The following is a 10,159-nucleotide window of genomic DNA, read 5'->3' as shown; positions in this document are numbered from 1 at the left end:
GGCGCCGCCGGATTGGCAGCGACGGCGTTCATGCGGCCACCGCGGCCCGCAGGCGCGGGCGCATGTCGTCGGAGATGCGGTCGCAGCGGTCGATCCACACGTCGGAATGCGCGAGCGCATGCTCGATCAGGCCCTCGAGCACCTTGAGCCGCGAGGGCTGGCCGATGATCTGCGGATGCATGCCGACCATCATCATGCGGTCCTCGGCAAGCAGCACGTCGAACTCGCTCTTCCAGGCCTCGAGCGCGGCCGAGGGCGCCTGCAAGGTTCGGCCCGGCAGCGTGATCGAGTACTGGAAGAAGGGCGCGTCGTCGAGCACCCAGCGGAACGGCAGCTCGACGATGTCGGTGCGCTGGCCGCCGATCTCGAGCAGGTAGGGCGAGTCGTCGTCGAAGAAGTTCGAGGAGTAGTCGAAGCCGTACTCCTTGATCAGGTCGAGCGTGATGGCGCTGAACTCGGCCGCGGGCGAACGCCAGCCGCGCGGGCGGCTGCCGGTCAGGCGGGTCAGCACCTCGAGGCCCTTCTCCATCTCCTCGCGCTCCTCCTCGGGCGTGAGGCCGACGATCCAGCGGTGGCTGTAGCTGTGGTGCGCCACCTCGTGGCCGCGGTCGATCACCTCGCGCATCAGCTCGGGATGCTTCTCGGCCACCTCGCCCGGCACGAAGAAGGTCGAGTGGATGCCGTAGCGCTCCAGCAGCTTGAGGATGCGCGGCATGCCGACCTTCCAGCCGTAGGCGCCCTGCGACATCAGGATCGGCCGCTGCGCGTTCGCGGGATCGCGGCCGGTCCACATGGTCTCGGCGTCGAGGTCGAAGGTCAGCATGAGCGGGAAGCCTTTGCTCGTGGTGGGCATCGCGAAGTCCTGGAAAGAGAAGAAGAGGAAGAAGGGTCTAGACGTGCTTGTGGAAGCCGGTCCAGCGTTCGGCCAGCAGCAGCACGATGCCGGTGGCCACGATCAGCAGGGTGGAGACCGCGGCGACGCTGGGGTCGACGCCCTGCTCCACCGAGGTGAAGATCTTCACGGGCAAGGTGGTCTGGCTCGCCGAGAGCAGGAACACCGACACCGGCACGTTGTCGAGCGAGGTGATGAAGGCGAACAGGCCACCGGCCACGAGGCCGGGCTTGACCAGCGGCAGGGTGACGAGCCGGAAGCTCGTGAAGCCGTCGGCGCCGAGCACGCGCGCCGCGTCTTCCAGCGACTCGTCGACCGCCGCCAGGCTGCCGAGGCTGGCGCGCACCACGTAGGGCACGGTGATGACCACGTGCGCGAGCCACAGGCCCAGCGAGTTGCCGCGCAGGCCGGTCATCGTGTAGTACTGCAACAGCGCCACGCCGAGCACCACCGAGGGCAGCACCAGCGGCGCCATGAACAGCGAGGTCAGCGCGGCCGCGCCCGGCACCATGCGGCGGTGGATCGCATAGGCGGCGATCAGGCCGAGCACCAGCGCGGCGGCGGTCGAGGCGGCGGCGAGCCAGAGGCTGGTCCAGGCGGCCGAGAGGTATTCGGGATCGCGCAGCACCACCTCGAACCAGTGCAGGGTCAGGCCCTTGGGCGGGATCGTGAGGTAGGCGGTCTTGCTGAAGGCCGCGAGCACCACCACCAGCACCGGGATCTGCAGGAACACGACCACCGCGATGGCGGTGGCGGCGAGGCCCAGGCCCTGGCGCTGCGTTTCGGTCGAGGTGCTCATGCCTGGCCTCCCCAGCGCTTGAGCAGCCGGCTCGACAGCGCGATCACGGCCAGCGTGAGCGCGGTCAGCACGAAGGACATGGCGGCGCCGGCCGGCCAGTCGAGCGTCTGCAGGAAGTCGTCGTAGATCAGCGTGGCCATCACCTTGTAGGTGGCGCCGCCGAGCATGCGCGGCGTGACCAGCGCGCTGATGGTCAGCACGAACACCAGGATCGAGCCCGAGAGGATGCCGGGCGCGCTCATCGGCAGCGTGATCGACCAGAACACGCGCAGCCGGCTCGCGGCCAGGGTGTAGGCGGCCGACTGCACGTCCTTCGGGATCGCCTGGATCGCGGGCACCAGCATCAGCACCATGAACGGCAGGAAGATGTGCGACATGCCGACCAGCAAGCCGAACAGGTTGAACATCATGCGGATCGGGCGCTCGATCAGGCCGACGTCGATCAGCAGGTTGTTGATGAGGCCGCGGTTGGCCAAGAGCGCGATCCAGCCGAAGGAGCGCACCACGAGGTTGAGCAGCATCGGGAAGATCACGAGCATGGTCAGCGCGAGCCGCATGCGCGGGCCCGCGTTGGCGATGTAGTAGGCCAGCGGATAGCCGAGCACGAGGCAGATCGCGGTGACGCCGAAGCCCAGCACCAGCGTGCGCAGCACCACCTCGCGGTAGTACTCGTCGGTGAGGATGCTGGTGTAGTTGGCCAGCGTCCAGCCGCTGGCGATGCCGCTGCCGGGCACGTAGGGATGCAGGCTCAGCGGCACCATCAGCAGCACCGGCGCGACGAAGGCCAGCAGCAGCACCAGCAGCAGGGGCGAGGCCAGCAAGGCGCCGGCGGTGTGGCGCGATCTCATGCCGCGGCGTTCACGTAGACATGGCGCGGATCGATCGCCACGCCGACCGGCGCGCCGACCTCGAGGCCGGCATGCGGGCCGTTGGTGGCGGCCTCGGCGATCAGCTCGATGCCGCCGAGGGCCAGCAGGTACTGCACGCGCGAGCCGACGAAGGAGCGCATCGCGACGCGGGCTTCGTAGCGCGGCAGGTTCGCGGCGTCGGAGGAATCCTGCGCGCCGAGGAAGCGGATGTCCTCCTGGCGCACGACCACGTCGACCGCGGCGCCGTCGGCGATGCCCTCGGCCTGGTGCACGGCGAGCACCGGGCCGTCGCTCAGTTGCACCGTAGCGGCCCCCGCTCCGACGCGCGCGAGCTTCCCGCCGAGCCGGTTGGGCCGGCCCATGAAGCTCGCGACGAAGCCCGTGGCCGGGCGGTGGTAGATGGCCTCGGGCGTGTCGAACTGCTGCACCACGCCATGGGCCAGCACGCAGACCCGGTCGGACATCGACATGGCCTCGCCCTGGTCGTGCGTGACGAACAGCGTGGTGATGCCGACCTCGCGCTGCAGCCGCTTGAGCTCGATCTGCATCTCGTCGCGCAGCGCGGCATCGAGGTTGGACAGCGGCTCGTCGAACAGCAGGATGCTCGGGCGCGGCGCGATCGAGCGCGCCACCGCCACGCGCTGCTGCTGGCCGCCCGAGAGCTGGCGCGGCAGCCGGTCGCCCAGCGCCGAGAGGCGCACGCTGGCCAGCGCCTGCTCGACGCGGCGCGTGAGTTCCGCGCCCTGCACGCCCTGGCGGCGCAGGCCGAAGGCAACGTTCTCGAACACGCTCATGTGCGGGAACAGCGCATAGGACTGGAACACCAGGCCGATGTTGCGCTTGTTGGTGGGCAGCGCGGTGACGTCGCGGCCGTCGATCAGGATGCGGCCGCCCGTGGGCTCGATCAGGCCCGCCACCATGCGCAGCACCGTGGTCTTGCCGCAGCCCGAGGGGCCGAGCAGCGAGATGAATTCGCCGTCGTTGACCGACAGCGAGACCGAGGAGGCGGCGACGTGTCCGGGGTAGCGCTTCTCGAGGCGCTCCAGCGTGAGTGCGGGCATTGGGCTTACGGAATCGTGGGAACGGCGGCGGCGCTCAGCGCGCGACTTCGCGCTGCCAGCGGCGGGTCCACTCGGGCATGGACTTCGCGACCTGCTCGGGATCGGGCAGCCAGAGCTTGTCGAAGGTCTCCTTGTACGGAACGATCTTCGCGGCCTTGTCGCTGAGCTTGACCTGCGTGTTGACCGGGCCCGCGTACTTGCGCTCGGCGAAGCAGGCCTGGCCTTCCTTCGACAGCACCTCGTCGATGTACTTGAGCGCGAGCGCCGGCGACTTCGCGCCCTTGGGAATCACCAGCGCGGGCAGGATGCCGACCGCGCCCTCCTTCGGATAGACGATCGCGAGCGGCAGGCCCTTGTCGATGGCGGAGCCCGCGCGGTCGGGGTACCAGACGGCGGCGGCGATCTCCTGGCGCTCGAACAGCGAGACGATCTGGTCGGCCTGCGTATAGAGCGTGACCGAGGCCTTGGCGATCGGCTTCACGGCCGCGAAGCCGGCATCCATGTTGCTCAGCTCGCCGCCCTTCATGCGGTTGAGCGCCATCAGGAACTGCGAGCCCGAGGTGCCGCTGATGTCGCCGATGGCGAGGCGGCCGTCGTACTCGGGCTTGGCGAGATCGGCCCAGGAGGTGGGCGGGGTCTTGATCTGCTTGGTGTCGTAGACGATGACGGTGGCACCCGTCATGAACACGATGTACTGGCCGTCCTTGTCGAGCGCGCGCGGCGAGATGTCGGCGGCATTCGCGAGCCTGGACTTGTCGATGGTCTCGAGCAGCTTCTCGTTCTTGAGCTGCGCGGCGAGCGAGTTGTCGATGTAGACCACGTCGAAATCGGACTTGCCGCCGGTCGCGCGGATGGCCGCGGCGAACTGCGAGGAGCTGCCGAGCTTGAGCGCCACCTTGGCGCCGGTCTTCTTCTCGAACGAGGCGATGTGGCAGGTCTTCGAGTCGTCGGCGAAGGAGCCGCCGAAGATGCCGACCACCAGCTCCTCGGCGTGCAGCGCACCCGACATCAGCAAGGAGGCAAAGCCCAGGGACAGGCAACGTGCGAGCGCGGTTTTCATGGAAGCGACTCCTGTGAGAGCGAAGGCTGGAGGGGATCGAAGCGCGATGCGATTCACTTTATCTTTTGCAAAAGATAAACGCAAGGCATTTAAGATAGGTACCAACCCGCTGCCCGGCGATGCACCAGAACGCATCGCGAACGCACGTAAATCGCCATCGAAAGGACGCCATGCAGCACAAGGACGATGCATCGAAGAGCCCGCCGCGACCCCGCAGTGCCAAGGCGCGCGAAGCGCTCGAGGTTCCCGCGCCCGAGGCCTTGCAACCCGCGACCGGCGGCGACCTCGTCGAGCGCGGCATCCGGCAATGGCGCACCGAGCGGCCCGACATCGACAGCAGCGGCAAGGCGGTGGTCGGCCGGCTGCTGCGGCTCGAGGAAGTGGTGCTGCGCACCATCAACGCGGTGCTGCAACCCTTCGGCATCAAGTACCAGGAGTACGCGGTGCTCGCGACCTTGCGCGTGGCCGGCGCGCCCTACCGGCTGTCGCCCTCGCGGCTGCAGAGCACGCTGCTGTTCACCTCGGGCGGGCTGTCGAACCTGCTCAAGCGGCTCGAGCAGGAAGGGCTGGTCAAGCGCTCGATCCATCCCGACGACGGCCGCGGCGTGCTGGTGAAGCTCACGGCCAAGGGCATGCGGCTGGCCGACGAGACGATGCCCAAGCACGCCGCCGCCGAGCTGCATCTGCTGCGCATGTTCGACACCGGCCAGCGCGAGGCGCTCGCCGGCCTGCTGAGCCAGATGATGACGGGCAACGCACCCGAGACCGGCCCCGAGCCGGGCTGACGCCTCAGAGCAGACCGAGCGTCATCGCCTTCAGGGTCGCGGCCGCGCGCGTGGTGCAGCCGAGCTTGCGGAAGATGTTCTCGAGGTGCGCGCGCACCGTGCTCGGGCTGATGCCGAGCGTGCGCGCCGCCTCCTTGTTGCTCTCGCCGAGGCTGATGCGGCCCAGCACCTCGACTTCGCGCGACGAGAGCAAGGCATTGGCTTCGCCCTCCGCGGCGGGCGTCTTCGCAGCCACCGATTCGCGCCCCGTCAATGCAGCGACGGCGGCCGCATCGAGCCGGCCCTGCTCCGCCTCGCGACGCAGCTGCGCTTCCGCCTCCCCAACCGCCAGCGCGGGCCGGCCCGGCGCGCCCGTGTGCAGCAGCACCCAGTGCACCGCCGCGGCCAGCACGCGTTCGGCCGTGCCGATCGCCGCGCCCTTCACGCCGCGGAAGAAGCCCGAGCCATCGAGCCGCTCGTCGACGAAGGAGGCGATTTCGGCCTCGGCCCGCAAGGTCTCGATGCGGCGCGCGGCGCGTTCGGTCCAGTAGGGCACGAGGCGCAGCCGCTCCTTGTCGGCCTCGCTGCGCAGCCTGGGCGAATCCCAGACCGCATTCGGCACCGAGGCACGGCCGATGCCATGGATCAGCGCCGCGCGCCGCACCTGCTCGCAGGCCGCGGCATCGAGCCCCAGGCCCACGGCGCAGGCGGCGGCCGCCTCGGCCACGCGGCGCGAGAAGCCGGTCATCCACGGCATCTTGAGATCGATCACGTCGGCGATCAGCTCGAGCGGCGCGAGCGCGTCGCGCAGTGCGCCCTCGGGCGCCTGCAGGTCGGCCGCGGCGCCCTGGTCGAGCGCATGCAGCCAGTCGACCGCGTGCTGCTGCGCGACCTGTACCAGCGCCGCGGGATAACGCCCGTCGGCGCGCTCGGCGATCTGGCGCAGCGCGCTCTGCAGGCCATGCGTGCGCGAGAAGATCTCGAGATCGCCCGCGAGCGTGGCCAGGTACACCGCCTCCGGAATATGCGGCGCGGCCAGGCCCGCCGGTTTGCCGCTGCCGTCGAAGTTCTCGAACATGTGGCGCAGCGGCCGCTCGACCGCCTCGGGCAGGCCGAGGAAGCGCGCGATCTCGCCCGACACCTCGCAATGGATCTCGGCCAGCGAGCCGACCGTTCCCGCGAAGGCCGCGGCCTCGCGCGCCGAGGCGGTCGCGAGCATCGCGCGGCGTCCGCCGACGTCGTCGCCAAGCAGGTCGGAGAACTCGGGCGCGTTGGCAGTGCAGCCCGACCAGCGCAGCAGCGCGACGCAGGCCACGTGGCCCTGCGCCGCGTCGTCCCGGCCCATCGCCTGCGCCAGCCTCGCGGCGATCCACGCCACGCGCGCCGAGTGGTCGATGGGCTGGCCCATGCTGAGGTCGCCGACGAAGGCGAGCGCCTTGATGGCATCGAAGAGCGGGACGTGGGCGATGGGCTGCAAGGCAATGGATCCGGTAGGCGACGGGCGCCGGCACCTTACTTCGACTGGCGCACGGCGTCCAGGATCACCTCGGCCACCTTCGCGGGCTGCGACTGCTGCGGCACGTGGCTGGTGTTCAGCGTGGTCACGTGCGCGCCGATGCGCTTGGCCATGTCGCGCTGCAGCGCGGGCTGGATCATGTGGTCGGCGCTGCTGACGATGTACCACGAGGGCTTGGTCTTCCAGGCGGCGGCCGACACCTTCTGCTCGAAGGCCTTGGCCTGGATCGGGCCCTGCGTCACGGCCATCACGCGCGTGGTGGCGGCCGGCAGGTCCTGCGCGAAATGCTTGCTCATGCCCTCGGGCGTGAGGCGCAGGAAGCCCGAGGCATCGGCCGCGATGTGGGCGAAGCCGGGCGGCGCCGGATAGTCCTTGCCGAGCTCGCCCGAGTTCTGGCCCGCGTCGGGCGCGAAGGCCGCCACGTAGACCAGCGAGGCGACCTTGTCGTTGCCGCCGGCCTCGGTGATCACGGTGCCGCCCCACGAGTGGCCGACCAGCACCACCTTGCCGGGCTGCGCGTCGATGGCGCGCTTGGCGGCGGCCACGTCGTCCTCGAGCGAGGTCAGCGGGTTCTGCACCGAGACGACGTTGACGCCCTTGGCCTGCAGCAGCGGGATCACCTTGGCCCAGTCGGAACCATCGGCGAAGGCGCCGTGCACCAGCACCACGCTGGGCGATGCGTTGGCGGCGGCGGCCGCGGCCGGGCCCGCCGCGCTGGCGGCCGTGACGGAGAACGAGAGGCCGACGGCCAGGGCGGCGGCGGCGAGTTGGAGGCGTTGGAAGTGCTTCATGAGAGGGTCTTGGCAAGGGAGTGACGGGAGCCGCTACTGTCGGCCGCGGCGCCTTTTCGCGCCATTGGACGAATGTCCGATCGCCCCCTCCCCGCCCCCCTCAGAACTTGTAGTTCAGCGTCGCCACCGCATTGCGCGGCGTGCCCGCGAAGGCCTGCCCGTCGATGTTGACGTTGTATCGCTTGTCGAACAGGTTCTCGATGTTGAGCTGCAGCGACAGCTGCGGCGAGACCGCGTAGCGCGCCATCAGGCTGAAGACGGCGCGCGAGCCCTGCGTGTAGCGCATGTCGACGTCGCCCACGCTGAACGGGTAGTACACGCGGTTCTGCCAGTTGACGCCGCCGCCGACCGTGAGCTGGTGCCAGCGGCCCGGCAGCCGGTAGGTGGTGAACAGCGTGGCCAGTGTGGTCGGCATCGAGGGGTTGATGCGCTCGCCGCTGCCTTCGCGCCCGAGCGTGCGCGCGATGCCCGCGTTGACCTGCCAGCCCTCGGCCAGTTCGCCCGACAGCTGCAGCTCGATGCCCTTGGTGACGACGCCGCGCGCGCCGTAGTAGGCGCCATCGGTCGAGCCGGGCACGAGGCGGGTGCCGTCGCGCTGCGCCACGTTCTCCTGCTCGGAGCGGAACAGCGCGAGCGAGCTGTTCAGCCTGCCGTTCAGGTGCTCGCCCTTGAGGCCGATCTCGTAGCTCTTGCCGGTCACCGGGTCGAGGTAGCGGCCGCTGGTGTCGCGGTAGTTCTGCGGCTGGAAGATGTCGGTGTAGCTCGCGTAGGCCGAGTAGTGCTCGCCCAGGTCGTAGATCAGGCCCGCATAGGGCGTCAGCACTTCGTGGCGGCGCGTGGTCCGGTCGTCGGCCGTGAGGCGGGTGGCACGCCAGTCGTTCTGGCGCGCGCCGAGGATGAACTTGAGCGAATCGGTGACCGAGAAGCGCGCGGCGCCGTAGTAGCCGGTCTGGCGCAGCTTGTCGATGCCCGACACCTCGAGCTGGCCCCAGCTCGGCTCGGGATAGCCGCCGTTCCAGAGGTAGAAATTGCCGACCTCGGGCAGCGCGCTCAGGCGCACGTGATTGGCCTGCACGTAGCGTGACTGGGTGTTGCTCAGGCCCAGCACCAGCTCGTGCCGGCGCCCCAGCAATTCGAACGGGCCGGTGGCCTGCAGGTCGAGGCTGTTCTGGCGGAATTCGTGCTCGAAGTAGCCGGGCAGCGAGCCCAGCCCCGTGCCGGTGAGGCGGTCGAGGTCGCCGAACAGGTAGAGCAGCTTGGCGTTCTGCTTGCTCTGGCGGTGCGAGGCATTGGCCTTGAGTTTCCAGCCGTTGCCGAAGGCGTGCGTGAGGTTCGCGAACAGCGTGGTATTGGTCGCGTCCCAGTGGGTCCAGGGCGTGCCGATGCTCTTCGAAGCAGCCCAGTTCGCGGGGCCTCCGTCGCCGAAGGTCAGCGGCAGGCCGCCCCAGGTCGATCCGTTCGGACGGCTGGCCTGGGAGTCGATGCCCACGCTCAGCGAGGTGCCGGGCGTGAGGTCGGCATCGACCACGCCGTAGAGCACGTGCTTGCGGCCGTGGTAGCGCTCGAGGAAGGAGTCGCGGTCCTCCGTCATGCCGATGACGCGGGCGCGCACGCGGCCGTCCTCGGTCAGCGGGGTCGAGAGGTCGACGGTGGCGCGGCGCAGGTTCCACGAGCCCAGCGCGAGCGAGGCGCTGCCGGTGAACACCTTGCTGTCGGCATGCTTGCGCACCAGGTTGACCGAGGCCGAGGGATTGCCGGCGCCGGTCAGCAGGCCGGTCGAGCCGCGCACGATCTCGATGCGGTCGTACAGCACCGGGTCGTTGTTGGAGGCGCCGAAGAAGTCGGTGGTGACCGTGGTCGGCACGCCGTCGTACTGGTAGTTGTCGATGTAGAAGCCGCGCGCGTAGAGGTCGGTGCGGTCGCTGTCGGAGCTGACCGCGAACACGCCGGTGACGCTCTTCATGGCCTGCCCGAGCGAGAGCAGGTTCTGGTCCTCGATCTGCTGGCGCGTGAGCACGGTGACCGACTGCGGCGTCTCGCGCGGCGACAGCGCCAAGCCGGTGGCCGCGGCGGTGGCGCGCGTGGTGTACGAGCCGGTGCCTTCGGTGGTGCCGCTGCGGTCGGCGTCGGCCGTGACGGTGACCGGTGCCAGCGTGCCGATGCCGGTCTGCGCGCCGGTGGCGGCATCGGCACCCGCTTCGCGCCGGCCCAGCGTGTAGCTGCCGTCGCTGCGCGCCACCACCTGCAGGCCGCTGCCCGCGAGCAGGCGCTCGATGGCTTCGCGCGCGGTGTAGCGGCCCGAGACCGCCGGGCTGCTGCGGCCCTGCGTCAACGCGGGATCGAAGGACAGCGCGATGCCATTGCCGACCGCGAAGCTGGCGAGCGTGCGGCCCAGCGGGCCGGGGGG

General features: G+C 69.9%; 9 protein-coding genes. 1 reads left to right on the top strand and 8 read right to left on the bottom strand.

The window, feature by feature from the left end:
• Positions 1-28 precede the first annotated feature (28 nt).
• From AC27VN_RS21325 to AC27VN_RS21305, 5 genes are read right to left on the bottom strand one after another with little or no spacing between them, the layout of a single operon-like run.
• Complete coding sequence (locus tag AC27VN_RS21325) at positions 29-853, bottom strand: polysaccharide deacetylase family protein (RefSeq protein WP_490877802.1); 825 nt, start codon at positions 851-853, stop codon at positions 29-31.
• A 37-nt stretch (positions 854-890) separates the two neighbouring features.
• The gene (locus AC27VN_RS21320) at positions 891-1,691 is read right to left on the bottom strand and encodes an ABC transporter permease (RefSeq protein ID WP_296778607.1); all 801 of its coding nucleotides are present in this window, start codon (positions 1,689-1,691) and stop codon (positions 891-893) included.
• Positions 1,688-2,539, bottom strand: coding sequence for an ABC transporter permease (locus tag AC27VN_RS21315; protein ID WP_208509146.1), 852 nt, complete (start codon positions 2,537-2,539; stop codon positions 1,688-1,690). The genes AC27VN_RS21320 and AC27VN_RS21315 overlap by 4 nt, the downstream gene beginning before the upstream one ends.
• A complete protein-coding gene (locus tag AC27VN_RS21310) occupies positions 2,536-3,621 on the bottom strand; it encodes an ABC transporter ATP-binding protein (protein ID WP_490877801.1) in 1,086 nt (361 codons plus the stop codon). Before AC27VN_RS21310 ends, AC27VN_RS21315 begins: the two co-directional genes overlap by 4 nt.
• A 34-nt stretch (positions 3,622-3,655) precedes the next feature.
• Positions 3,656-4,681: an ABC transporter substrate-binding protein gene (locus AC27VN_RS21305; RefSeq protein WP_093343319.1), complete on the bottom strand. Its 1,026-nt coding sequence runs from the start codon at positions 4,679-4,681 to the stop codon at positions 3,656-3,658.
• 170 nt (positions 4,682-4,851) lie between these two features.
• Here AC27VN_RS21305 and AC27VN_RS21300 point away from each other — a divergent pair, with 170 nt between their 5' ends.
• Positions 4,852-5,466, top strand: coding sequence for a MarR family winged helix-turn-helix transcriptional regulator (locus tag AC27VN_RS21300; protein WP_490877800.1), 615 nt, complete (start codon positions 4,852-4,854; stop codon positions 5,464-5,466).
• Positions 5,467-5,470: 4 nt separating this feature from the next.
• Here the strand turns inward: AC27VN_RS21300 and AC27VN_RS21295 are convergent, their stop codons facing one another.
• The 3 genes from AC27VN_RS21295 to fhuE all read right to left on the bottom strand — a co-directional run.
• Positions 5,471-6,922 (bottom strand): HD domain-containing phosphohydrolase, encoded by a 1,452-nt coding sequence (locus tag AC27VN_RS21295; protein ID WP_490877799.1) that lies wholly within the window; start codon positions 6,920-6,922, stop codon positions 5,471-5,473.
• A 35-nt stretch (positions 6,923-6,957) separates the two neighbouring features.
• Positions 6,958-7,752 carry an alpha/beta fold hydrolase gene (locus AC27VN_RS21290; RefSeq protein WP_490877798.1) on the bottom strand — a complete coding sequence of 265 codons (795 nt, stop codon included), beginning with the start codon at positions 7,750-7,752 and terminating at the stop codon, positions 6,958-6,960.
• Positions 7,753-7,852: 100 nt separating this feature from the next.
• On the bottom strand, positions 7,853-10,159 hold a 2,307-nt coding region (fhuE, locus tag AC27VN_RS21285), incomplete at its 5' end, for a ferric-rhodotorulic acid/ferric-coprogen receptor FhuE (RefSeq protein ID WP_490877797.1).

It is taken from the genome of Variovorax sp. 20P10.2.4 (assembly GCF_058244205.1).
This window is presented reverse-complemented; position numbering and strand designations above follow the sequence as displayed.

What these genes read in the sequence shown, in the direction of transcription:
- AC27VN_RS21325 (WP_490877802.1), bottom strand. Translation starts at nt 853, where the DNA reads ATGCCCACCACGAGCAAAGGCTTCCCGCTCATGCTGACCTTCGACCTC.
- AC27VN_RS21320 (WP_296778607.1), bottom strand. Translation starts at nt 1,691, where the DNA reads ATGAGCACCTCGACCGAAACGCAGCGCCAGGGCCTGGGCCTCGCCGCC.
- AC27VN_RS21315 (WP_208509146.1), bottom strand. Translation starts at nt 2,539, where the DNA reads ATGAGATCGCGCCACACCGCCGGCGCCTTGCTGGCCTCGCCCCTGCTG.
- AC27VN_RS21310 (WP_490877801.1), bottom strand. Translation starts at nt 3,621, where the DNA reads ATGCCCGCACTCACGCTGGAGCGCCTCGAGAAGCGCTACCCCGGACAC.
- AC27VN_RS21305 (WP_093343319.1), bottom strand. Translation starts at nt 4,681, where the DNA reads ATGAAAACCGCGCTCGCACGTTGCCTGTCCCTGGGCTTTGCCTCCTTG.
- AC27VN_RS21300 (WP_490877800.1), top strand. Translation starts at nt 4,852, where the DNA reads ATGCAGCACAAGGACGATGCATCGAAGAGCCCGCCGCGACCCCGCAGT.
- AC27VN_RS21290 (WP_490877798.1), bottom strand. Translation starts at nt 7,752, where the DNA reads ATGAAGCACTTCCAACGCCTCCAACTCGCCGCCGCCGCCCTGGCCGTC.